This is a genomic window from Janthinobacterium leeuwenhoeki (assembly GCF_051380795.1).
In the GTDB taxonomy this organism is placed as follows: Bacteria; Pseudomonadota; Gammaproteobacteria; order Burkholderiales; family Burkholderiaceae_D; genus Janthinobacterium.
The window spans coordinates 19,486-42,440 of sequence record NZ_JBNYXT010000034.1 but is presented as its reverse complement, the minus strand read 5'-3'; the positions used below and the strand labels follow the sequence as shown (position 1 = coordinate 42,440).

The window sequence follows — 22,955 nt, the reverse complement described above, 5'->3', positions numbered from 1 at the left end:
TTGCATGCTATTCTGCGTACTTCCCAGTACAAAACCGCGATTTCGCCACCGCCATGCCTGATTTGCCCCTCCCGAAACGCCGTGTTGGCGTACCGAAAAGCGCCGCTGTCGCCGCCGCGCCATTACGCGGCACCCTGATCGATGCCGAGCTGGCTGCGCGCCACCAGGCGTTTCTCGCTGCCGCCACGTCGGACAACACGCGCCGCACCTACCGTTCCGCCATCCGCCACTTCCAGGCGTGGGGCGGGGCGCTGCCTGCGGACGAGTCCACCGTCATTCGCTATCTGATGGCGTATGCGGACAGCCTGAACGCCCGTACCCTGGCCCTGCGTTTGACGGCCCTGTCGCAATGGCATGTGTACCAGGGCTTTGCCGACCCCGCGTCCACGCCCACCGTGCGCAAGACCCTGGCCGGCATCGCCCGCATGCACGGCAAGCCGAAGAAGAAGGCTAAGGCTTTGCCATTGGAGGATTTGGAAGTAATCGTCGCCAAACTGACAGCACTAGGCAGCGTTAAGGCCCTGCGCGACAGCGCGCTGTTGCAACTGGGCTTTTTTGGCGGTTTTCGCCGCAGCGAACTGGTGGGATTGATGCTGGAAGACGTGAGCTGGGAACCGCAGGGCATGGTGATCACCTTGCCCCGCTCGAAAACGGACCAATCGGGGGAGGGCATCGTCAAGGCGATCCCGTTCGGCGACGGCGTCTGCTGCCCGGCCACGGCCCTGCGCGCCTGGCTGGCTGCGGCGCACATCCGCACAGGTCCGCTCTTGCGCACCGTCAATCAGTGGGGTCATGTGAGTGTGAAAGCGCTACACGCGAGCAGCATCAACACGATCCTGGCAAGCTGCGCCAGCCTGGCGGCGCTCGATTACGTGCCGGAACTATCGAGCCACAGCCTGCGCCGCGGCATGGCCACCAGCGCGCACAGGGCAGGCGCCGATTTCCAGGCCATCAAGCGCCAGGGCGGCTGGCGCCACGACGGCACCGTCCATGGTTATATAGAAGAGGCGGGGCGCTTCGAGGAAAATGCGGCGGGGAGTTTGTTGAAGGCGAAGAAGAAGGCGGCGGGCTGAGGATGTCCGTTGGTTGACGAATGCGCCACCACCATACTGGCCGTGCCGGCGTCCGCCATTGTCCATGCTCACGCACGCGTATGCAGGGCTATCTAGCCGCCATTGCGACTAATCGCTTTTGGATGCTTTTTCCCAGCAGCAGCCCTATAAAGCCGATGAAGGTATACAAAATTATCAGGCCGACAAGATGCATGCTAAGGAACATCACGTTTGTCGACGGGAGGCCTAGCCCTGCAAGGGCGAGTACGGCGGGTGCTAGCGCTACGAGACAAACAGCAGGCCATACTCTTGTGTTCCGGAGACCCAGGAACACAGACACTGCAAATGCGCCCGCAATGAAGAAGTAAGCTTTGTCCAATGGGTAACTCCCGGGTCGGTAAATATGTGTTTGAACGCTCTATCACTACTGGCCGATGGCGGACGGCCTGAATGGCTCAGTGTATGACGCCGTTATTCCTTTGGCAAGAAAAACGAACAAATGGTTTTATGAGGCGTTCCAGGACGGCGGCTTGATGAAGTGAATGCGCTCCCTGTCAGGGTCGCCGAAGTGCTGCACGGCGCGTATCCGATAGCCATTGCGGAGCAGCAAGCGCAGCATGGCGGGATGCCTGCAGCACCTGCCAGGCTTCCTCGATGTTGCCAATTCGGATCATGCGGCCGCTTGCTCCCGGGGGCGGATGATCATGCAGGTGGCCGTCGCGTGCGCGTACACTTTACCGGCTTCGTCGCGGATCGTGCCTTCGGAAATGACCAGGTTGCGCCCTGCATTGATGACTTTGCCTTCCGCATAGACCGTCACGTTGAAGGGCAGGGGGCGGCACATTTTGATGTTCAGGTCCGTCGTGCCGTAGCTTTCGCCGGCCGGCAAGACCGTGTGCGTGGCGCAACCCGTGACCGTGTCGAGCACGGTGGCGGCGAAACCGCCATGCACGCCGCCCATGGGATTGGTATGCGTTTCATTCGCCGTCGCCGTGAAGATGACTCTGCCGTGCTCCACCGTGTGCGCGTCCATGGGCATGGTCTTGGAAATGCCGGGCCGGGGGAACAGGCCTTGCGCGAAAGCTTGCATCAGTTGCAAGCCGGTCATGTCGTTGGGGTGCATGGGGTAACTCCTGTGGGTTAGAAAAAAGGGTATGAAAATGCTTAAGCCAACGGCAATGACCGGGGTCAGACCCTCAGGGTCTGACCCCAGCTTTTGTCTGTGGGTTGGCTTGATCTTGCGCAAAACGCAGGCGCGAGGCGTGCAGCAGGAAGCGGGCGACGACGGCCAGTTCTTCCTCGCTGAAACCTTGCTTCAGTTGTTCATTCAAGCTGTCGAGCAGGGGCAGGGCGGCGGCCAGCACCTCGCCGCCCCTGAGCGACATGTGCAAGGTGCCGGCGCGCGCGTCGAGCGCCGACTGGCCGCGCACGATCAAGCCGTTTTCTTCCATGCGCGCCACCAGGCCCGTGACGGCCGAGTTTTTCAATTGCAGGGCCCGTCCCAGATCCTTCAATTGGCAGCCTTCCTCGCCCTTTAGGGCAAACAGGGCGACTACTTGCGTGCCGGAAAATCCCAGTTCGCTGGTGAAGACGGCATCGGCCGAGCGAAACAGGTTCTGGCGCGCCAGGTTGAGCAGATTGAACAGGCGCGGCGAACGCTCGCCCAGCGGGCAGGCTGCGGCATCGGGAAGGTCTGGGGCGGGAGAGGTATTGGTACGCATGCGAAGTATACTACTACGTATGCGTAATAAATCAAGCGACTATTTTCAGTCGCGCTCGTGTCGCCCGATGTAGCGGGCACGTGGACGTATCAGGGCCGCACTGGCGGCTTGCTCGGCCGCATGCGCAATCCAGCCGGCCGAGCGGGCCAGGGCAAACACGCTCATGCTGGCGTCCTCGGGCCAAGCAAACGCCAACTCCATGGCCGCCAGCGCCAGGTCGGCATTCGGCTTGGCATCGAGCAATTCGCCCGCCGTGGCGCATGCTGCCAGGATGACGCGCAGCTGCGGATGCGCGTGCGACAGTGCCGACAGGCGCTCCAGCAGATACGCGGCGCGCGGGTCGCCCAGCGGATACAGCGGGTGGCCAAAGCCGGCGAATTCCGGCGCGATGGTCGCGTAGAATTTGCCGATGGCTGCCCTGGCATCCCTGGCGTCAGACGCGGCCAGCGCCTGCGTCAACATGCGCCGGGCCGCCGCGCTGCCGCCGCCGTGCTTGTCGCCGGACAAGGCCGCCAAGCCCGCGCCCAATGCGGCGGGCAGGCTGGCACCCGTCGACGCGACGCAGCGCACGGCAAAGGTCGACGTATTCAATTCATGGTCGGCCAGCAGCACGAGGGCGGCGCGCAGCAATTCAGTCTGGCCTGCGTCGGCTCGCCACGCCTGAGCCAGCTGCCGGTGCAGCGGCAAGGCGGACGGCGCCGTCTGCAGCAGGGCGGCGGCCAGGATGCGCATCAGTGCCGGGCCCGACTGTAGCGTGTCCGCCGACGCTGGCATGCATGCCAGCATGGCCATGGCCAGCATGGCGCGCATCAACGGTGCTGCATCCGGCGCGCTGGCCAGCCCCTGCGGCAGGGCAGGCGCGTCCTGCTGAAAGTAGTCGTGCGCGTTATCGTCCCACAGCAGGCCGGCAGCCATCTCCAGGGTCGCGTGCTGCGCCAGCGCCGCCGCATCGCCGCCCCGGTACAGCAGCCGGCCGTCGAGAATCTGCGAAATATGCGTCTCAAGCACGGGCAAGCCCCAGTGCATGGCGGCCACGGCTGTCTGTCCACCGCGCTTGGCGTCATTTCTACGGGCCGCCAGGCGCAGCACGTCCTCTTGCGGATAGCGCTTGCGGCGCGACGCTCCATTGCTGACGGAGGCCAGCAAGCCCCGGCTGACATAGGAATACAGGGTGGGCAGGCTGACGCCCAGGAGGCGCGCCGCGTCAGGAGCGGATAAATCGTTGTTCATGACGGCCATTGTAGCGTTCGTCACTTTATATTGATTGATGAAATCAAGATTGACGGGCCGGCTGGCGCGTCACTAGACTGATGCCTTTCCAGGAGTCTGCATGAGCACATTTACCATCCGCACCCTGCGCCGGGACGACGCAGCACCCTTGCTGGCTTTCGAGCAAGCCAACCGGGCCTGGTTCGAGCGCCATATCGACGGGCGACCGGACGATTTTTACAGCGTTGACGGCGTCCAGGCGCACGTCGCGCAATTCCTGGATGAGCACGCGCAGGGGCGCATGCACCCCTGCGTCATCGTCGATGAACACGGACAATTGATCGGGCGCGCCAACCTCAAGGACATTGATCGGGAACAAGGCGTAGCCGAAGTCGGCTACCGCATCGGGCAGCAGCAGGCGGGCAAGGGCCTGGCCACGGCCGCGCTGCGCCACCTGATTGGCCTGGCGCAAGACGAATGGCAGCTTGCCAGCCTGTGCGCCTACGCCATCGATGGCAATGCGGCCTCGATCCGCGTGCTGGAGCGCTGCGGTTTCGCGCAGGGAGTGGTCGTGCCTGATATTGCCATGGTGGCAAATAAAGTTGTCGATGGCCATGCCTACGCGCTGGAGCTGCGGGCAGCCCCCCAACGCATCATCGTCATCGGCGCCGGCATCGTCGGTGCGTCGCTCGCATATCAGCTGGCCAGCAAGGGTGCACAAGTCACCGTGGTCGAGGCGGGCGGTGTCGCTTCGGGCGTGACGGGCACCTCGTTTGCCTGGATTAACACGTCGTGCGCCGGGCCGGACCCCATTGCGGCTCTGCGCGGCGGCGCCATCGCCGCCTGGCGCCAGCTGGAAACCGAAGTGCCGGGCTTGACGGTGCGCTGGCATGGCGCCTTGTCGTATGGCACGCAGGATGGGCGCGTGTCGCCCTCGTGCATATTGATTGAGCGCGCCCGCATTTCCCAGCTTGAACCACATCTGCGCCAGCCGCCGCAACAGGCCGTCCACGAGCCGGAACAGGGCGCCCTCGACGCCGTTGCCGCCACGCACGCCTTGCTGGCAGCGGCTCGGGCGCTCGGTGCGACCGTCCGCACGCACACGCCCGTGCTGGGTTTTACCGTCCAGGACGGGCGGATGACGGGCGTGGAAACGGCCACTGGCGTCATCGAGGCGGACGTGATCGTATTGGCGGCAGGCACGGGTACTGCCGCGCTGGCGCAGAACTGGGCGCCAGCCTGCCGATTCACGCCTCGCCCGCCATCTTCCTGCGCTACCAGGCGCCACCGGGCCTGGTGCGTGGCATCATTTCCAGCCATGCCATGGAAGTGCGCCAAGCCGAGGACGGCACCATGCTGGCCGCGGAAGATTACGTGGACGACGCGCCGGAAAACCAGCCCGCCGCCATGGCGCAGCGCACGGCTGGCGCCATCCGCAATGAACTTAAGGGCACCGAGGCCATCGCGCCGGCATTCGCGGGCATCGGCCTGCGCCCCATGCCCTTTGACGGCGTGCCCATCATCGGCTATTTGGCGCAGGTCGAGGGTGTATACGTATGCGCCATGCATCCGGGCGTGGTGCTGGCGGCCATCGTGGGCCAGCTCGCCAGCGAAGAAATCGTTGATGGACAGCCGGCGTCAGCCCTGGAGGCTTGCCGGCCCGCGCGTTTCCTGGCGTGATGATGCCGCGCTGATTTCTACGGCACAGGCACTACAAACACGGGCGGGATGAACGGCGCCTGCTCCTGCTCATCGCCTTCCTCCGACGGGGCCTGCCTAAAATCATCGTTGTGCCAGTCCCCGTTTACCACCCGGTCGACAATCAGCGCCAAATCTTGTGTTTCGCGTACCTCGCGGCCAAACGGCAACCGCCCATGCGAGCGCGACACCAGGCTGAAGCGCAACTGGCGGACTTGCGCATCGTGCCAGCAATAGAACAGCATGTCCTCGCCTTTGAGCGCGCTGCGGCGGGCCGCGATCACCTGGCCGATGAACTCAACGATATCGGCCGCATGAATCTGCGGCGTTTCCTCCTCCGTGGGCGAAAAGCTCCACATATTGGTCATGGCTTCGTGATTGATGTAGTCGGGATTAATCTCCACGGCATCGTCTTTTGCCATGGTGAGCCAGTTGTTGACGACAGTTGAGTGAATCATGTAAATCTTTTCATATTTACTAATATCTGTTTATTTACGCATGCGCATGCCTTGGTAACGCGTGGCTTGCACAGGCGTGGCCAATCAAGATGTAACTTGACTGTTCAGCCCATTCAGAATTGTGCCATACCTCGACCCTTACCCCTTAAGCTCCGGTTCCTTGACTCACCCCCTCGGCCCATCCGCCAACAACTCCGCCAGCCTGGTCGTCAACCACAAACTCGTCTCGCTCAGTTTCTTGCCATGGATCGACAGCCGCCGCACAGGCAGGCGCGACAAGGCCAAGGCAGGGCAGGGCACTTCCTGCAAATAGCCCTTGTAGTTGTCGTAATTGGCGATATTCAGCGGCAAAATGGCCCAGCCCAGCTCGTCCGCCACCATTTCCGCAATACTGTAAAAACTGTCGGAAAACCAGACGGCGGGGCTGAAGGCGTGTTCGCGGTTAAGGTCGGAATCCATGATCAGCTGGCGGTAGCGGGTCAGCTCGTTGCGGCTCACTTCCTGGCCGTGGGCCATGGCGTGGCCTTTTGCCACGAACACGCCTTGCGCCACGCTGCCGATGTGCTGCTGTTCCAGCACGGGCGAGATGGGGCCGCGGTCAAAATGAAAAGCCACGTCGGCTTGCTGCTGCTCCACGTATTGCGCCACTTCCGACGCCGTGGCGTTGAGCATCACCAGTTCCAGCGCCGGGTAGCGCGCCGCCAGTTCCTTCACCAGCGTGCTGATGGCCAGGTAGGGCAGGGCTTCGTCCAGGGCCAGGATCAGCTGCGCTTCGGGCGCCTCGCTCAAGAGTTGCGCGCGCAGCTGCAAGCGCTCGGCTTGGCGCAGCAGTTCGCACGCTTCCAGGTGCATCACCTTGCCCGCTTCCGTCAGCACGGCGCTTCGGCGCGAACGGTCGAACAGTTCCACGCCGAATTCCGCTTCCAGCAGCCCGATCGAGGTGCTGACCACCGATTGGGCGCGGCCCAGCCGGCGCGCCGCACCCGAAAAAGAACCGGCCGCGACGGCCGCTTCGAAGTAGCGCATTTGTTCCAAAGTCCATTGCATGGCATCCACCTATCTGTTTTACAGATTGATTTTAACTTGAATGCCATCCAGGGGCGACATAAAATGCCTTTACTCATTCAATAACACGAGATTCGCCATGAAAAACGCCCAAGCCAATTCCCCCGCCATCAGCTTTAGCTGGTGTCACGACGCCACTGCCGAAGATACCCTGTGCAAGTTATATCTTGATAACGTCAGCGCCGACTATATCTCCCATTCGGAGCTGCAGGGCGAACGCGCCGATGCGCCCGGCAACTGGCGCGCGGACTTGCCTGAGGTGATACGCGGCGAAATCCGCGCCGCCCTGTCGCACGACTGGGCGCATGGCGATTCGACCCTGCTGGCCGTCGCTACTGCCGGCGACGCCATCGTCGGCATGGCGCTCGTTTCCATCGACACGCGCCAGCGCGCCTCGAAATCGTTCGCCGCGCTGGACGACCTGGTCTTGCTGCCCTCCGTGCGCGGCAGCGGCATCGGCAGCCAGCTGGTGGAGTGGGTAGCCGACGAGCTGCGCAGCCACGGCATCGCCCGTTTGTTCCTCGAATGCGGCGCGCACAACCTGACGGCACAGAAATTTTTCCATGGCCGTGGCTTCAAGCAAGTATCCGTTGTCATGCTGCGCGAACTCGATGCAGTTGCAGTGTCCGCCGCAGTGGATGACAAGGATGGCGACCGTGGCTGACGCCCGCCGCCCCCGACAAGGCCAGGCCCGTGGCAGCCTGGAACGTAAATATTTGCGCAGCACCAAATTCATCCAAACCGATAGTTGTTAAAAGTTACACTAAAATCCATGAGTTGTTTATGCATCCAATGAAAAAATGGCTGACGCTGGCCATCGTCTCCAGCGCCCTGTTCCTGATCGTGGTCGACATGACCGTGCTCTACACCGCCTTGCCCGCGCTGACGCGCGATTTGCAGGCGACATCCTCGCAAAAACTGTGGATCATCAACGTCTACGCGCTGGTCGTCTCCGGTCTGCTGCCCGGCCTCGGCACCCTCGGTGACCGCTTGAGCCACAAACCCGTTTTCCTTGCCGGCCTGGCCGTGTTCGGTATCGCCTCGCTGTGCGCCGCGTTTTCGCCCGCGCCGGAATGGCTGATTTTTGCCCGCATCCTGCTGGCCATCGGCGCCGCCTTGATGATGCCGGCTACCTTGTCCATCATCCGCCTGACCTTCACGGACAACCGCGAGCGCTCGTTCGCCATCGGCGTGTGGGCGGCGATTGCCTCGGGCGGCGCCGCGTTTGGCCCCGTGCTCGGTGGTTTCTTGATGGAACATTACTGGTGGGGTTCCGTCTTCCTGATCAACGTGCCCATCGTGCTGCTGACTCTGGTGCTGGCCGCCGTCGTCCTGCCGAAACGGGCCGGCAACCGCGACAAGCCGTGGGACTTGAAGGGCTCCCTGCAAATCATGATGGGTCTGCTGGGTGGCGTGTATGCGATCAAGGAGCTGGGCAAGTCACAGCCATCGTATGCGCTGGCCGCCGCCTCATTCGCCGTGGGCGCCTTCTTCATGCTGACTTTCGTGCGCCGCCAGAAGCGCCAAGCCAAGCCGCTGATCGACTTCGCCCTGTTCCGCGAACTGCCGTTTTCCAGCGCCGTGGCCGCCGCCATGGTGGCCTCGGCCGCCCTGATCGGCATGGAACTGGCGCTGAGCCAGCACATGCAGCTGGTGCGTGAGTTATCTCCGCTGGAAGCGGGCTTGCTGTTGTTGCCGCTGCCGCTGGCGTCCGTGTTTGCGGGCCCGCTGACGGGTTTCATGCTGCCGCGCGCCGACAAGGCCAAGGTACTGTGGGGTTCGCTGTTGCTGTCCGGTATCGGCATGGCATCGTATTTGGTGCTGCATGACGCCGCCGTCTCGGCGCAAGTGGCCAGCCTGGTGATACTGGGCCTGGGCCTGGGCGCCGTCATGACGGCCGCATCCAGCGCCGTGATGCTGAACGTGGCGCCGCAGCAAGCCGGCATGGCCGCATCGATCGAGGAAGTATCGTACGAGCTGGGCGCCGTGATCGGCGTGACGGTGCTGGGCACGATTCTGTCGGCCGTCTACAGCGCCACCCTGGTGATCCCGGAAAGCGCGGGCGTCTTGCCGAATGCCCATGACACCCTCGATGCGGCGTTGCTGGCCGCCGAACAATTGCCAGCCGAACTGGGCTTGCAAGTGTCGGAACTGGCCCGTTCGGCCTTCGACAAGGCGTTTATTGTCGTGCTGGCCACAGCTTCCGCCATCCTGATGGCGGCCGCAGCCACCATCCGCCACCTGCATCTGCGGGAGCGCCGCGCGATTTGCGATCTGCGCCGCGCTGCCTGATTGCTCAGCGCTTCAGCAGGGCAGGCGGCGCGGGAAGGTCATCGGCTACTTTGGCGGCGGTGGAGATCAGCCGCCAAAGTAGCGTTTTTTGCAGCAATTATCCAGATGGACATATTTCTGCGCGGGACTATGCTTGCTTGTTATTGCGCAGCAAGCGCAAGCCGTTGGCCACCACCAGCAGGCTGGCGCCCACGTCAGCGAACACGGCCATCCACAGGGTTGCCGTGCCGGCCAGGGCCAGACCGAAGAAGACGGCCTTGATGCCGATGGCAAAGCTGATGTTTTGCACGAGGATGCTGCGCGTGCGCTGGCTCAGGCTGATGAATTCGGGCAACTTGCCCAGCTCGTCATCCATCAGGGCGACGTCCGCCGTCTCGATGGCCGTGTCGCTGCCGGCCGCGCCCATGGCAAAGCCGATGTCCGCTTGCGCCAGGGCCGGGGCGTCGTTGACGCCGTCACCCAGCATGGCCACCACGCCGAACTGCTGCTGCAAGGCTTTGATTTCATCGAGTTTGTTTTCCGGCAGCAATTCGGCCTTGACCAGGCTGACACCGACTTCGGCGCCGATGCGCTGTGCCGTCAGCAAGTTGTCTCCCGTCAGCATCACGGTGGTGACGCCCAGGGCATTCAATTTGGCGATGGCGGACGCCGCCGTGGGGCGCAGCACATCGGCCACGGCGATCACGCCCAGCGCGCCGGCTGAGGTGGCCAGCACCATGGCCGTGTAGGCTTGCTGTTCCAGCCGCGCCAGGATGGCTTGCAGTGCTGGCGTCAAGACATTCAATTCCGTCATCAGGCGCGCATTGCCCAGATAATAGGTCTGGCCATCGATATTACCTTGCACGCCGCGCCCATGCAGGGCGGCAAACTGGCTGACGGGCAAATGGCTGCTGGCGGGTGGGCCAGCCTTGACGATGGCGGCGGCCAAAGGGTGGGCGGAATTGGCATCCAGGCTGGCGGCCAGCAGCAGGATGGCGTCGCCGCTACTGCCTTCCAATGCCACCACGTCCGTGACGGCCGGTTTGCCCATGGTCAGGGTGCCCGTCTTGTCGACGGCGATGGCCTTGATGCGGTAGCCCGTTTCCAGGAATTGCCCGCCTTTGACCAGAATGCCGCGCCGCGCGGCCGCCGTCAGGCCGCTCACCACCGTCACGGGCGTGGAAATGACGAGCGCACAAGGGCAGGCGATCACCAGCATCACCAGCGCTTTATACACCCAGGCCATGAAGGGCTGGCCCAGCAGCAGTGGCGGCAGCACGGCCACCAGGATGGCGAACACGACCACGGCCGGCGTGTAATAGCGGGCGAAATTGTCGACAAAGCGCTGCGTCGGCGCCTGCTTGCCCTGGGTTTCCTCGATCACCTTGACGATTTTCGCCAGCGTGCTGTTGCCGCTGTTGGCCGTCACGGTGACGTCGAGCAAACCCCGTTCATTGATGGTGCCCGCATACACGACGTCGCCCACGGCCTTGTCCACCGGCATGCTTTCACCCGTGATCGGCGCCTGGTTAACGGACGATGCGCCGCTTTGCACGATACCGTCGAGCGCGATGCGCTCGCCCGGTTTCACGCGCATCAGCGTGCCGATGGCCACCGTGGCGACGGGTACTGGCTGCCAGGCACCGCTGGCGTCGGCGACCGTCGCCGTGTCGGGCGCCAGCTGCATCAGGCTGTGCACGGCGTTGCGCGCGCGGTTCAGGGACAGGCCCTCGATCAGCTCGGCGATGGCGAACAGGAAGATGACCATGGCCGCTTCCGGCCACTGGCCGATGGCGATGGCGCCGAAGACCGCTAGGCTCATCAGGAAATTGATGTTCAGGGTGAACGTTTTCAGGGCAATCCAGCCCTTTTTCAGGGTCGGCCAGCCTCCCGTGGCGATCGAAAGCAGGGCCAGGGCTGTGACCTGGGGCGAACTGTCTGCATGGGTGGTCCAGGCCAGCGCTTCGGCGCCGGCAGCGGCCAGGCCGGAGACGACCAACAAGCCTTTTTGCAGGCGGCTCAGGCTGCCTTCGTTCGGGTCGCGCACGACAACGGCGTCCGCCTGCATGGGGATCGCTTGCATGCCGATGCCGTGCAGGGCCGCTTCCACCGTCGCCAGTGAGGGCAAGGTGTGGTGCACGTCGAGCACACGGTTCATCAGGTTGAAATCGAGGCCCACCACGCCAGCCATAGTGCCCAGCTTGTTGCGGATCAAGCGTTCTTCCGTGGGGCAATCCATGTTGGCGATCCGGTATTTGGCCGTGCTCGCGCCGGCGATGGCCGTGCTGGGCAGCGCTGGCGCGGTGTCGCCAGCAGGGGCGGCGTGACTGTGCGAACAGCAGCCGCCGTGGCTGGGTTTGGCGTCTTGCGCATGGTCATGCTTGTGCTCGTGGGTGTGGTCGTGGCTATCGTGCGGCATCGCATTCGTCCTTCCGGTTTCGTGTATGCTTCCATTAGAAACCCTGTAGCCGCTACAGGGTCAAGTGGAATTTGCATCAAAGAATGAAAAGGGGATGCCATGCGTATCGGAGAACTGGCCAAACGGACAGATTGTGACGTGGAAACCGTGCGTTACTATGAAAAGGCGGGCTTGCTGCAGGAACCGGGACGCAACAGCGCCGGCTACCGCGAGTACCGTGAAGAACACCAGGAACGGCTGCAATTCATCCGCCATTGCCGCTCCCTGCAGATCGGCTTGACGGATATCCGCGCCTTGCTGGAGTTCAAGAACAACCCGGCCGAAGGTTGCCAGAGCGTCAACGAACTGCTCGACCACCATATCTTGCGCATCGCCGAACAAATGGCGAACCTGCAAACCTTGCAGCAGCAACTGGTGACGCTGCGCCACCAGTGCGACCAGCCGCAGCCGTCGCAAGACTGCGCGATTTTGCAAAACCTGTCCGAGGCAGCTAGCGGCCACGACTGCGCCTGTCATACCGAACTCCATTAAAGCTATTGATTCATGCTGAAACTGATACTTGGAAGAACTTTACTCACCTTGTCCCTGCTGTCGCCGCTGAGCCAGGCGGCCGATGTGCCTGCCGCCACTGGCCACTACCTGACTTTGTACGCCGTGCCCGGCGTGCCGCAAGACGATGACCCGTATGCCTGGAGCACGGCTGGCGGCAAGCAGCTGACAAAGGGCGTGACGAAGGCGGACGGCCGCGCTTATGTCAAAGGGGAAGAGGGCGAAGAAAACTACATCCTGAAAACGGTCAGCATGCGCTGGCAACTGAAGGTGCCAGCGCAGTGCTGGCAGAGTGCGCCCGAGGCCTTCCAGCAATGCATGCAACTGGCCAAAACCACCAGCCGCCATGATGAAGAGCAAGATGCGCGCAAACTGGCGGGGCAGCAGAAAGAAGTCAAGATGCAGGCAAGGATCGCCGCTTATGCGGTGGCGGCCCGCGCCAACGACGATGCGCTGGCCTGGCTGGGGCGCTTGCCTTCGAGTTGGACAATAGAGAGTTATGGCACGCGCCTGCTGCGCAGCGGCGACAAGATTGCCAAACAGATAGGCGACGCGCTCAAGGATGGCGGGCCAGATGCGCGCCAGTTCGTCTGCCGGGCACCCGATGACTACGGCCCCGTGCCGGACCAGGCTGCTGTCGACGCCTGGATAGGCGCGCCGCGCGACGTGCGCAAGGTGCGCTCAGGCCCCGCCTGGGATGCGCTGGTGGCGGCTGGCGAAAAGGGCAACTGGATGGCCCGATTGGAACTGTATTACGCCTTGTCCAGCGTCAATGTCAGCGAACTGAGTTTGCTGGAACAGTATCGCATCGTGCAATTGATGGAATGGCTGCACAAGAAACAAATTGGCGGCCTGTATAGCTACTTCAGCATCGGCATGCCTGTCACTCCCGGCAATCTCCCCAGCGCCACTTGGCGCAAGCAGGACCAGGCCTCGCTGTATGCAGCCATGCTGGGCAGTTACGATGACCAGAACAGCAGGGGCAGCGTCTTGCAGACGGATCCGGACCCTGCGCTGGCCGAGGCGGGCAGGAAAATGCTGGCCTGCGCCCAGGCGGCCATGCCGCAACGTCGCTAACGCGCCAGCAACGGCGGACCGCCATCGCCCAGGCGGAAGGCGTCGACCACGCGCAATAAATCATGCGCCTGGTCTTGCATGCTTTGCGCGGCGGCGGCAGATTGCTCGACGAGGGCGGCATTGCGCTGGGTCAATTCGTCCATTTCCGTGATGGCATTGTTGACTTCCTCGATGCCCTTGCTTTGGCGCTGGCTGGCCGCCGTGATGTCATTCATGATTTCCGTCACCTGCTGGACGGAGGCGACGATGTCGCCCATGGTGCGCCCGGCGCTGTCGGCCAGCTCGCTGCCCGTTTCTATCCTGGCCACGGAATCCTCGATCAACTGCTTGATCTCGCGCGCCGCCGTGGCCGAGCGCTGCGCCAGTCCCCGCACTTCGGTGGCGACGACGGCAAAGCCTCGCCCTTGCTCACCCGCGCGCGCCGCTTCCACGGCCGCGTTCAGGGCGAGGATATTGGTCTGGAAAGCGATGCCGTCGATGACGGCGATGATATCGACGATGCGCCCGGAACTGGCCTTGATCGAGCCCATTGTCTCGACCACCTGGCCCACCACGCGGCCGCCTTCCAGCGCCACGTTCGAGGTCGACAACACCATCTGGTTGGCCTGGTGCGCGTGGCTGGCGTTTTCGCGCACGGTGTCCGTCAAGGCATGCATGGAGGACGCCGTTTCTTGCAAGGAATGGGCTTGCGACTCCGTGCGGGCCGATAAGTCCGCATTGCCCAGCGCGATTTCACTCGCTTCCACCGTGATGGTGGAGCCTGCCTGGCGTATCTCGCCCAATAAGGTGTTCCAGTTTTTCAGTACGGTGGCCAGCGCGCGCGACAGCTTGCCCACCTCATCGTCGCCCTGGGCCTCGATGCGCGTGGTCAGGTCGCCGGCGGCCAGCGATTCGGCAGCGCGGCAAGCCTCGTCGATGGGCCGCACAACGGAGCGCGCCACCCACGTGGCGATCAGGGCCAGCAGGGCAAAGCCGATGGCCATGGTGCCCAGCGACAGCCAGCCGGCGCGCTGGCCCGCATTCTTGGTATCCTGCAACGCATCAACCGTGCGCTGGTCGAGGTTGAGCAGCACCTGGCGCAGCTGCCCGCGCACTTGCTGGTAGTGCGTGGCGGCATTTTGCATCGCCGCCACGCCCGTATTCGGGTCCATGGACGCCAGGTCCAGCGCCTGCGCCACGCTGGCACGGTAGCGCTCGACGCCCGGCAGCGCCTGGCCCGCTTCCGTGGCGGCGCCCGGGAATTTCTGCAGTTCCTGCAAACCTTGCGCGATGGCGTTCAGCTGGCCCTCCGTTTGCGCGCCGAATTGCTTGAACTGCTCTTCCGACAGGCTGGCGGCGATGGCGATCTTCGCGTACACGTCGGCGTGCACCTGGCCTAGGGCGATGGCTTGCTGGTTCGCAAGCCGCTCGGCCGTCAGGGTGACGTCTTTGAGTTCGCGCATGCGCTGCTCGTTTTGCTGCATGGCGAAGTAGGACAAGGCCCCCATGGCCAGCAGGCAAGCCAGCGCTACCACCGGGACGATCAACATCTTTTGTGCGATTTTCATCGGAACCCATATCGTCAAGAGAGCGGAAAAGCATCCCGGCACTGCCGGCGCGGCGGCGGGCTACAGATAGATGCCGCCGCAGACGACGGTCTCGGCCAGCTTTTCGCAATACATCACTTTCGGTTCGATTTTCTTGGTTTCCGGATTCGTGAATTTGTATTCCTGCCAGAAAGTGCCCTTGCTCCTGGCCAGGTCGACGCGTTCCTTGACGAAAGCCTTGCCATCGATATCCTTCAATTCGATCAGGTTCTTGCCCACCATTTTCGGGTTGGCGCCATGCGCGGCGACCGTGCCGTCGAGTTTATACACGACCAGGTACAGATCGTGCAGGATGAATTGCGGCGACTTGGCAGTGATCTCGCCATACGCCTTGGCATCGCCGGCGCTCTTGATGTGGGCCACGCCTTTCTTGACCATGGCTTCGGCGTCGGCGCGCGTGGCGCCGCCTTCGGCAGCGCTGGCGATACCAGGCAAGGTAGTGGCGGCAACGATGAGCGACAGGCAAATGGCAGGGGCGAACTTGGGCATGAGAATCTCCTTCACAGTGCGGCAGGGAAAGCCGGCGGGGAACCGGTGCGGTGGGGGAAGTGCTGTTGATTCATAGTAGCGCGATGCGAACACACATGCGCTGGTGCAACAGATATTTTTGCAGACGGGCGTTTTTGCAACGCCGCGTGCAACTTGCCAAAACGCAGTATTCAAAGTGGAAACGGTGCTGCAGGCTATCGATACGATAGTTTGGTGCATGCGCCGCGCTACCAGTCGGCGGGATCTTCCGCCGCCGCGCGCGCCAGATCATCGCGCCAGTCCTGCCGCACCAAGCGGTAGATATCGGCGAAGAAGGCGCGCGGGTCGGTCATTTCGTCCCAGCGGGCGGGCAGGGCGTAAGTACTCTCGGGGTCATGTTCGAGGATGGCCTGGAAGTCATAGGCGGGGTCGTGCAGCGCCTGCGCCAGTACGGCCACCAGCGCATGGCGGTGGCGGTAGCTTAGTTCCTTGTATTGCGACGTGATGTCGCGCCGTATCAGCGCCGCGCGCTGGACCGGATCGTTCATGTCCCAGGCATCCAGTTCCACGCCCAGGGTTTCTTCGCGGTCATACACATCGAAGGGGCCTAGGAAATGGTGCAAGGTGGGAACGTAGAGGGCGTCGCTCCAGGGACCGCGCAGTCCTTTTTGCATGCTTACTCCCCGTTCACGCACATTCGGGCAAGGTCCAGCCTTCGTAGCCCAGGTCGGTCGGGTAGATGGCGCGGTGCTGATTCTGGCCCCAGCGGGCATGATCGAGAATGCCGTCTTCATGCATGTCCAGCACCCATTCCGTGCTTTCCAGCAGGGTGCCATCCTTGTGATACACGCGGAAGAAGGTGGAAGTGCTGAGCGCGCGCACGATATTGTGCGGCGTGCCGTTGCCATAGTGCGGCACGAAGGTCTTGATCACGCACGTGCGCTGGTCGTTCCACTGCTGTGCATACACGGTGGCATTGCGCGCCGCGCTGACCTTGATGAAGAGCCAGCCTGCCAGCACAATGATGAGCAGGAAGGCGGCGGCGATCAGGCCGGTTTTCTTGAGTAGCTGCATGAGGTCATGGCATGGCCGGAAACAAAGTTTCTGCATTGTATGTCAAGAGCAGATAAGCTTGCCGTACGGCACGTACAGCAAGCATGTGACCGCTAATTGTCGCCAACTCGGCTATTTGCCCAGCGCCGCGTGCAGGGTATTCGCCATTTCCAGGTGATGTTGCAATTTTGGCAATGTCTTCGCGGCGAAAGCCTTGATGTCGGGATCGCTGGCCTTCTGGCTGGCATCCGTAAACAGTTTCACGGCGTCCTTGTGCGCGGCCACGCCGATGCTGGCTGCATATTCTTTGTCGAAGGCCTGGCCTTCCAGGCGGCCCAGCTTGTCGATCTGCGCCTGGTGCTTGGCGCCGGGCTGGTCGCTGACCTCGATCTGCTTGCTGCTGGCCAATTGTTTCAGTTCGTCAGCCACTTTCATGTGATCGGTAAGCATGGCGTCGGCGAATTTCTTCACCTCGGGATTGCTACTCTTGCTTTGCGCCACCTTGCTGGCAGCAATTTCCGTGCTGCCCGCGTCGGCCGCCTTGCTGAGGAATTGCTTGTCGTACGCGCCGGGCGCGGCAGCGGCGATGCTATTGATGGCGATGCCGCTCTACAGCGCCACGGCGGCGCCGATGGCCACGCTTTTCAGGGAGGGGGCACGGGAACTGGTGGTGGAGATGCGCATGGGATTCCTTTCAGGTCTGGTTTTTTCTGCAAGCTGATGGCAATGTTAAGCCGCCAGCCTGCGCACACCCATAGGACAGTCCCGGACATGCCCGTAGGACTATTCCTGTTCGTTAGCGCACAGTTCAACTTGTTTCAGAGCAAACAAGGCGGCGATGCCGGCATCGCGGCGCCAGGCTGGCATGCCAATATCGAGCCACTGCGCCATCGCATCCAGATGGGATGGCTCCGAGACGCTGTGTTCGAGTTCATCGAGCACCGTGTCGCGGTCGATATACAGGCTGTCCAGCCAGGCGTCGAACGACGGCGCCAGTTCGATGAAACCGTGGGCGCGCTTGCCCGTCCACTCCGGCAACTCCTGCACATAGGCCAGCACCCGGCCGGCGCCTTCTTGCGTCAAGTCCAGGTAGAGCATGGAATTGCCGCCGTCGCGGGCGAAGGGCAGGATGCGCACCGGCATGTCCGTATGCTGGCGCGCGGCGCGGATTTCACCGACCAGCGTTTCATCGCAGAAATCACCTTCGTCGGCGCTGAAGAAGGTGTTGAAGCCCATTCTTTCCACGCCGCCACTGCCGTCCGGCACATCCGTGGTGTAATCGAAGTATGCGCCGTTGGCCACCTGCAGGAATGCCAGGAAGGCGGGCGGCAAGGGCGCCTCCAGCAAGGTTTCGATGGCGGCGATCTGCTGCGCCGTGGGGGCAGGCTTGGCGCCCTGAATCGCCAGGTGGCGGTATTGCGTGTAATAAGTCATTGATTATCCTTGTAAATTTCTTGCGACCGCCACACCGTCCTCGCAGCCCGTCTCTACCTTTGCCAGCGCATCGACCAGACCTGCGCGCAGCACGGCCATCGAGCGGGCCTTCTCGTCGATCTGGGCAATTTTCGTTTCCAGCATGGCGCGTTTGGTCTGCGCATCGAGCGCGTTTTCCTGCCATACGGCAATGACCTCGGCGATTTCCTTCAAGGTAAAGCCCAGCGCCTTGGCGTGGCCGATCAGCTCGATGCGCCGTAGCGCCTGCGCCGAATATTCCTTGTAGTTATTCGTCAAGCCTGGCTGCGGCGCTTCGTCCAGCAAGCCCTGGCGCTCGTAGAAGCGCACCGTGTCCTTGGATACGCCCGTCAGGCGGGTGATTTCTCCGATGCGCATCGTTTTACCCTTGACCGTGGACTAAAGGCTACAGTTTACATTAACCACTCCATCTACTCCACACCACTGCCATGACCGCTTTCAATTTTACCAACCAGACCGTGCTGATCACGGGCGCCTCGTCCGGCATCGGCCGCGTCTTTGCGGAAACCCTGGCCGCGCGCGGCGCCCATTTGCTGCTGCTGGCCCGCTCCGGCGCCGTGCTCGACAACCTCGCCCAGGAGCTTTCCCGGCGCCACGGCATCCGCGCCCACGCGCTGGTGGCCGACCTGAGCCTGCATGGCGCTGCGGCGCAAGCCCATGCGCAGGCCTGGACGTTGGGCATGGCGCCCGATGTCCTGATCAATAACGCGGGATTCGCCACGCATGGCCGCTTCGAAAGCATCGATCTTGCGCGCCAGGCGGCCGAAGTGACCGTCAATTGCACGGCACTCATGGAAATGACGCACTGCGTCTTGCCGCACATGCTGGCAAAAGGACGGGGCGCCATCATCAACGTGGCGTCCACGGCGGCCCTGCAGCCCGATCCCTACATGGCGGTCTACGGCGCCAGCAAGGCTTTCGTGCTGTCGTTTTCAGAAGCCCTGTGGGCGGAAAACCGCAGCCGCGGCGTGCGCGTGCTAGCCCTGTGCCCGGGCGCCACGGACACGGCCTTCTTCGATGTGGTGGCGGCGCCCGAAGCGGCCGTGGGCAAGCGCATGGATCCTCAAGCCGTCGTCGATGAAGCGCTGCGCGCGCTGGACCGGGGCCGCAGCAGCCATGTAGCCGGCAGGCCGAACCGGCTGCTGGCCTGGCTGCCGCGACTGCTGCCGCGACTGCTGCCGCGCCAGACCGTGCTCGGTATCGTCGAAGGCATGCTCAAGCCGAAGACGGCATAGGGATCAACAGGCCATGATGCGCTCGCGCAGCCAGCGGTGCGCCGGGTCCAGGTGCATGCGCTCGTGCCAGACCATGGCCATCTCGTAATCGGGCAGGGTGACGGGCGGCTCCCACGTGCGCAGCGCGCCCAAAGCGTTCTTCAGCAGGCGCGACGGCAGCAGGGCCACCATGTCGGACGCCGCCAGCAGGGGCGGGACGATGAGGAAATGCGGCACGGACAGCACTACCTTGCGCGTTCTGCCCAGCTGTTCCAGGGCAGTATCGACATTGCTGCGGAAACCGCCGCCGTTGGGTGAGACGACGATGAATTCCAGCGCGCAAAACTGGTCGAGATCGGGCGACGTTTGCAGCAGAGGGTGATCGTGGCGGCCCGCCAGCACGTAGTGTTCGGTAAACAGGGTGCGGTGGCGCAAGCCGGGCGGCGCTTCTTCCTGCGCCAGAAAACCCAGGTCGACCCGGCCGCTTTCCAGGTCGTGCGCCATGCGCGCCGGCACGGCTTCGAACACGGCCATGCGCGACAAGGGCGCCTGCGCGCGCAGGGCGGTCAGCATGGGCAGCAAGATCGCATATTCGGCGGCGTCGGCCGCCGCCAGATTCCAGCGCACCTCGGCCGTGGCCGGCTGGAACGCCGGTTCCGGCTGCAAGACTTGCTCCAATTGGGCCAGCACGGCTTGCAACGGTGCGAACAGAGCCAGCGCCCGGGCCGTGGGCAGCATGCCGCGCGGACCGGGCAAGAGCAGCGGATCGTCAAAGGCCGCGCGCAGCTTGCTCAGTTGCACGCTGACGGACGGCTGGCTCAGGTGCAGCCGCGTCGCCGCCCGGGTGACGTTGCGCTCGATCAACAGGGCGTTGAGGGTCAGCAGCAGGTTCAAGTCCAGCTTATGCAAATCCAGCTTATGCAAATTGTTCATGGCTATACCTTGTATATTAACTATTCATTTCCACTATGATAGCGCAAGCCCTAGAGTAGTTCCTGTGATCCCCACTCTTCATCTTTTACAGGAGCTAACTGATGCAACTACATGAATATACAAGCTTTGATGCTCTGGGACTGGCCCAGCTGTTGCGCGAAGGCCACGTTTGCGCCGCACGAGTACGCCCGAAATGGCGTTTGCCACCACCACGGAACCGGTGCTGTACGGCGCCACGCGCAATCCCTGGAACGTCACTTTGAGCGCGGGCGGCTCCAGCGGCGGCGCGGCGGCGGCCGTGGCAGCTGGCATCGTGCCGCTGGCCCATGCGACGGACGCGGCCGGATCTATCCGCGTGCCAGCCGCCTCGACGGGCCTGTTCGGCTTGAAACCGAGCCGGGGGCGGGTGTCGAACGGCCCCGCCATGGATGAGATCTTCAGCGGCCTGGGCGTGCAGCTGGGCGTGAGCCGCACGGTGCGCGACAGCGCCGCCTTGCTTGACGCCGTGCAGGGAGTACTGCCGGGCGAGCCGTATGTGACGAGTGCACCGGGCCACGGCTGGCTGTCGCAGGTGGGCGTGGCGCCGGGCCAGCTGCGCATTGCCTTGCAGCGCGCCGCCTGCAATGGCGCCCGGCCCGCACCCGCCATCGATGCCGCATTGGATACTGCCGTGCGCCTGCTGGAAAGCCTGGGCCACCACGTGGAAGAAGTGTCGCCCGCGCTGGGCGTGTCGTGGGAAGCGTTCGTGCAGGCGAATGCCAGTATCTGGTGCGCCAACCTGGTGCCGTGGATAGACGCCCTGGCGCGGGAGAGCGGGCGCGGCGTATCGCTCGACACGCTGGAGCCGGCCACGCTGGCTTGCTACCGCCATGGCAAGACCGTCTCGGCAGTCGATTTCGTGGCGGCCCTCGACGTGCGCAACACGGTCACGCGCCAGGCCGGCGCCTTGTTTGGCCAGTACGCCGTCTTGCTAACGCCCACCATGCCGGACGTGCCGTGGCAGCTGGGGCGCTATGGCGAAAAGGAGGAAAAACTTGACGGTGTTGGCTGGACGGCGCGCCTGTTCGAACATTCACCGTATACGCCGCTGGCGAACGTGGCGGGCTTGCCGGCCATGTCCGTGCCGCTCGGCATGTCAAATGAGGGCTTGCCGGTCGGCATGCAGTTCATGGCCGGCTACGCCAGGGATGGAGTGCTGCTGCGCCTGGCAGGGCAGCTGGAGCGGGCGGCGCCATGGGGGCAACGGCGGCCGCCCGTGTGGGCAGGTCATTAAAAAGGGGAAAAGGAGCCGGACTACAGGGCGGCGAGACGCGCCGCGCTGCGGTTATCCAGGCGAAAGCGGGCTTTTCCCCACAGCCGGTCGTGGAAGGGCAGGACGATCACGTTGCAGATCGGCTCGACCACGGCCAGCAAGCCGCCGAAGGCCATGGAACCCGTGGCCCAGTACATGACGCCGAAGGCCACGCCCATGTGCAAGGTCGTCTGGCTCAGCTTTTCGCCGGCCAGGGCGGCAAAGCCCAGGCGGCTGGCGGCGTAGCGGCGGCGGATCGCGTGCCAGGCTTTTTCATGCCAGGGCAGCAGGGCAACGTTAATGATCGGTTCGATGATGGCGGCCAAGCCACCGAGCGCCACCGACCCCGTCAGCAAATAGGCGAGGCCAAAGGCGATCGACATGTGCGTGCAGACCTGGCTGAATGTTTTGATGGCGGTGAACAAGGGAGGCTCCTTTCTATTGAATTCGCTTATCCTTGATTCAGATAGTAACGATTCTCATTTACAAAAGGAAGTAAAATATTTCAACTGAATCAATAGATGCAAACTATTAATAGCCTGCATCTCATTGCGGCCTCCGCGATGACGACAGCATCAACCGCCGGCAGGGCGCTGCGCCAGTCCCCGCAGCAAGAGCCACAGGCCGGTGAGCGGATACGCAAGGCCCAGCGGAATCAGCAAGGCGTGCATCACGTCCAGGCCAAACAGTTCGCGCGCCACGGCGATCCACTGCAGCATGCCGGCCAGCATGCCAGCCAGGGCCAGCAGGCGCGGGATCGCACGGGCGCGGTACAGCAGCAGATACATCAGGGTCACGCCGAGACCGCCCAGCAGTTTGTCCGGAAAGTGCATGCCGTTGCGCAGTCCCGCCAGCAGGACGCGCGCCGGCTCATAGGCATTGCCATCGGCGCCGGAGGCGAGGAAGGCGACGCTCAGGTTGCGCATGGCCAGCACCAGCGTGCCTTCGAACAGACTCGTTGCCAGCGCCGCTGCCACCAGCGCCACGTAGCAGCGGCTCAACAGGGGATGCTGCTCGCCATACAGGCCGCGCAGGGCTGCCGCGACGACCAGCCCGAGCAAGGCCGTGAGCAGCCCGAGCATGACGATCAGCCCCACCTGCAGCGGCATGCCGGCCGCCCGCAACAGAAAGCCCGGCGCGGCAAATACTTGCTCCTGCAGCCAGAAATTCGACCAGATGCCCAGGCCGAAAATGAACAGCAGGCCCAGGCCCAGGCAACGCCCCAGCTGGGCGGCGGCGCCATGCTGCAGCGGCGAGGCGAACAGGGGAGCGGCTTGCCGCGTGGCGGCGGATATTGTTTGCTTCATCGATACACCTTTGTCGGAGTGGGATCAAGCCTGCCGAGGCAGGACCAGCCAGCGCAGTGTCGGCACACGTGCGCGCCGCAGCAAGGCCGATCCGACGCGTCACGCGCCCAA

24 protein-coding genes and 1 pseudogene are annotated in these 22,955 nt (G+C 63.3%); 9 read left to right on the top strand and 16 right to left on the bottom strand.

What is annotated here, in order from left to right:
* The first annotated feature begins 53 nt into the window (after positions 1 to 53).
* Positions 54 to 1,073: a tyrosine-type recombinase/integrase gene (locus tag ACQ4WS_RS21130; RefSeq protein WP_436478981.1), complete on the top strand. Its 1,020-nt coding sequence runs from the start codon at positions 54 to 56 to the stop codon at positions 1,071 to 1,073.
* Positions 1,074 to 1,722: 649 nt separating this feature from the next.
* Here ACQ4WS_RS21130 and ACQ4WS_RS21125 read toward each other — a convergent pair.
* From ACQ4WS_RS21125 to ACQ4WS_RS21115, 3 genes are all read right to left on the bottom strand, one after another.
* Positions 1,723 to 2,175, bottom strand: a complete 453-nt coding sequence (locus tag ACQ4WS_RS21125) for a PaaI family thioesterase (RefSeq protein ID WP_034748275.1) — start codon at positions 2,173 to 2,175, stop codon at positions 1,723 to 1,725.
* Positions 2,176 to 2,248: 73 nt separating this feature from the next.
* Positions 2,249 to 2,773 carry a MarR family winged helix-turn-helix transcriptional regulator gene (locus tag ACQ4WS_RS21120; protein ID WP_436478980.1) on the bottom strand — a complete coding sequence of 175 codons (525 nt, stop codon included), beginning with the start codon at positions 2,771 to 2,773 and terminating at the stop codon, positions 2,249 to 2,251.
* A 45-nt stretch (positions 2,774 to 2,818) separates the two neighbouring features.
* Complete coding sequence (locus ACQ4WS_RS21115) at positions 2,819 to 4,003, bottom strand: citrate synthase (RefSeq protein ID WP_436478979.1); 1,185 nt, start codon at positions 4,001 to 4,003, stop codon at positions 2,819 to 2,821.
* A gap of 100 nt (positions 4,004 to 4,103) precedes the next feature.
* On the opposite strand from ACQ4WS_RS21115, the pseudogene ACQ4WS_RS21110 reads away from it, so the two are divergent.
* Positions 4,104 to 5,249, top strand: a pseudogene (locus tag ACQ4WS_RS21110) (FAD-dependent oxidoreductase); the annotation flags it as partial.
* Positions 5,250 to 5,305: 56 nt separating this feature from the next.
* Positions 5,306 to 5,662 (top strand): FAD-dependent oxidoreductase, encoded by a 357-nt coding sequence (locus ACQ4WS_RS21105; RefSeq protein ID WP_436479001.1) that lies wholly within the window; start codon positions 5,306 to 5,308, stop codon positions 5,660 to 5,662.
* Positions 5,663 to 5,679: 17 nt separating this feature from the next.
* Here ACQ4WS_RS21105 and ACQ4WS_RS21100 read toward each other — a convergent pair whose 3' ends face one another.
* Both ACQ4WS_RS21100 and ACQ4WS_RS21095 read right to left on the bottom strand, forming a co-directional pair.
* Complete coding sequence (locus ACQ4WS_RS21100; RefSeq protein WP_436478978.1) at positions 5,680 to 6,138, bottom strand: hypothetical protein; 459 nt, start codon at positions 6,136 to 6,138, stop codon at positions 5,680 to 5,682.
* 165 nt (positions 6,139 to 6,303) lie between these two features.
* Positions 6,304 to 7,185 (bottom strand): LysR family transcriptional regulator, encoded by an 882-nt coding sequence (locus tag ACQ4WS_RS21095; protein WP_436478977.1) that lies wholly within the window; start codon positions 7,183 to 7,185, stop codon positions 6,304 to 6,306.
* Positions 7,186 to 7,282: 97 nt separating this feature from the next.
* Between ACQ4WS_RS21095 and ACQ4WS_RS21090 the strand changes: the two genes are divergently transcribed.
* A complete protein-coding gene (locus ACQ4WS_RS21090) occupies positions 7,283 to 7,867 on the top strand; it encodes a GNAT family N-acetyltransferase (protein WP_436478976.1) in 585 nt (194 codons plus the stop codon).
* A gap of 128 nt (positions 7,868 to 7,995) precedes the next feature.
* Positions 7,996 to 9,495, top strand: coding sequence for an MFS transporter (locus ACQ4WS_RS21085; protein WP_436479000.1), 1,500 nt, complete (start codon positions 7,996 to 7,998; stop codon positions 9,493 to 9,495).
* Between the two features lie 127 nt (positions 9,496 to 9,622).
* Here the strand turns inward: ACQ4WS_RS21085 and ACQ4WS_RS21080 are convergent, their stop codons facing one another.
* Positions 9,623 to 11,893: a heavy metal translocating P-type ATPase gene (locus ACQ4WS_RS21080; RefSeq protein ID WP_436478975.1), complete on the bottom strand. Its 2,271-nt coding sequence runs from the start codon at positions 11,891 to 11,893 to the stop codon at positions 9,623 to 9,625.
* A 99-nt stretch (positions 11,894 to 11,992) separates the two neighbouring features.
* On the opposite strand from ACQ4WS_RS21080, the gene cadR reads away from it, so the two are divergent.
* Both cadR and ACQ4WS_RS21070 read left to right on the top strand, forming a co-directional pair.
* Positions 11,993 to 12,424, top strand: coding sequence for a Cd(II)/Pb(II)-responsive transcriptional regulator (gene cadR / locus ACQ4WS_RS21075; protein ID WP_034787498.1), 432 nt, complete (start codon positions 11,993 to 11,995; stop codon positions 12,422 to 12,424).
* A gap of 12 nt (positions 12,425 to 12,436) precedes the next feature.
* Positions 12,437 to 13,519, top strand: a complete 1,083-nt coding sequence (locus ACQ4WS_RS21070; protein ID WP_436478974.1) for a hypothetical protein — start codon at positions 12,437 to 12,439, stop codon at positions 13,517 to 13,519.
* Here ACQ4WS_RS21070 and ACQ4WS_RS21065 read toward each other — a convergent pair.
* The 7 genes from ACQ4WS_RS21065 to ACQ4WS_RS21030 all read right to left on the bottom strand — a co-directional run bounded on the left by ACQ4WS_RS21065 (position 13,516) and on the right by ACQ4WS_RS21030 (position 18,456).
* A complete protein-coding gene (locus tag ACQ4WS_RS21065) occupies positions 13,516 to 15,066 on the bottom strand; it encodes a methyl-accepting chemotaxis protein (RefSeq protein WP_436478973.1) in 1,551 nt (516 codons plus the stop codon). The genes ACQ4WS_RS21070 and ACQ4WS_RS21065 overlap by 4 nt on opposite strands.
* A gap of 60 nt (positions 15,067 to 15,126) precedes the next feature.
* Positions 15,127 to 15,594 carry a cache domain-containing protein gene (locus ACQ4WS_RS21060; protein WP_436478972.1) on the bottom strand — a complete coding sequence of 156 codons (468 nt, stop codon included), beginning with the start codon at positions 15,592 to 15,594 and terminating at the stop codon, positions 15,127 to 15,129.
* 227 nt (positions 15,595 to 15,821) lie between these two features.
* Positions 15,822 to 16,247, bottom strand: a complete 426-nt coding sequence (locus ACQ4WS_RS21055) for a hypothetical protein (RefSeq protein ID WP_436478971.1) — start codon at positions 16,245 to 16,247, stop codon at positions 15,822 to 15,824.
* 13 nt (positions 16,248 to 16,260) lie between these two features.
* A complete protein-coding gene (locus ACQ4WS_RS21050; RefSeq protein ID WP_436478970.1) occupies positions 16,261 to 16,647 on the bottom strand; it encodes a hypothetical protein in 387 nt (128 codons plus the stop codon).
* Positions 16,648 to 16,758: 111 nt separating this feature from the next.
* Positions 16,759 to 17,214, bottom strand: a complete 456-nt coding sequence (locus ACQ4WS_RS21045; protein ID WP_495542693.1) for a DUF4142 domain-containing protein — start codon at positions 17,212 to 17,214, stop codon at positions 16,759 to 16,761.
* 195 nt (positions 17,215 to 17,409) lie between these two features.
* Positions 17,410 to 18,060, bottom strand: a complete 651-nt coding sequence (locus ACQ4WS_RS21035) for an SMI1/KNR4 family protein (protein ID WP_436478968.1) — start codon at positions 18,058 to 18,060, stop codon at positions 17,410 to 17,412.
* A gap of 3 nt (positions 18,061 to 18,063) precedes the next feature.
* Positions 18,064 to 18,456 carry a MerR family transcriptional regulator gene (locus ACQ4WS_RS21030; RefSeq protein ID WP_436478967.1) on the bottom strand — a complete coding sequence of 131 codons (393 nt, stop codon included), beginning with the start codon at positions 18,454 to 18,456 and terminating at the stop codon, positions 18,064 to 18,066.
* Positions 18,457 to 18,527: 71 nt separating this feature from the next.
* Between ACQ4WS_RS21030 and ACQ4WS_RS21025 the strand changes: the two genes are divergently transcribed.
* Positions 18,528 to 19,334, top strand: a complete 807-nt coding sequence (locus ACQ4WS_RS21025) for an SDR family NAD(P)-dependent oxidoreductase (RefSeq protein WP_436478966.1) — start codon at positions 18,528 to 18,530, stop codon at positions 19,332 to 19,334.
* Between the two features lie 3 nt (positions 19,335 to 19,337).
* On the opposite strand, the gene ACQ4WS_RS21020 is transcribed toward ACQ4WS_RS21025, so the two are convergent.
* The gene (locus ACQ4WS_RS21020; protein WP_436478965.1) at positions 19,338 to 20,246 is read right to left on the bottom strand and encodes a LysR family transcriptional regulator; all 909 of its coding nucleotides are present in this window, start codon (positions 20,244 to 20,246) and stop codon (positions 19,338 to 19,340) included.
* A 169-nt stretch (positions 20,247 to 20,415) separates the two neighbouring features.
* Between ACQ4WS_RS21020 and ACQ4WS_RS21015 the strand changes: the two genes are divergently transcribed.
* The gene (locus tag ACQ4WS_RS21015) at positions 20,416 to 21,519 is read left to right on the top strand and encodes an amidase (RefSeq protein WP_436478964.1); all 1,104 of its coding nucleotides are present in this window, start codon (positions 20,416 to 20,418) and stop codon (positions 21,517 to 21,519) included.
* A gap of 20 nt (positions 21,520 to 21,539) precedes the next feature.
* Here ACQ4WS_RS21015 and ACQ4WS_RS21010 read toward each other — a convergent pair whose 3' ends face one another.
* Positions 21,540 to 21,962 (bottom strand): DUF2061 domain-containing protein, encoded by a 423-nt coding sequence (locus ACQ4WS_RS21010; protein ID WP_436478963.1) that lies wholly within the window; start codon positions 21,960 to 21,962, stop codon positions 21,540 to 21,542.
* A gap of 150 nt (positions 21,963 to 22,112) precedes the next feature.
* Positions 22,113 to 22,844, bottom strand: coding sequence for a DUF4386 family protein (locus ACQ4WS_RS21005; RefSeq protein WP_436478962.1), 732 nt, complete (start codon positions 22,842 to 22,844; stop codon positions 22,113 to 22,115).
* Between the last annotated feature and the right edge of the window lie 111 nt (positions 22,845 to 22,955).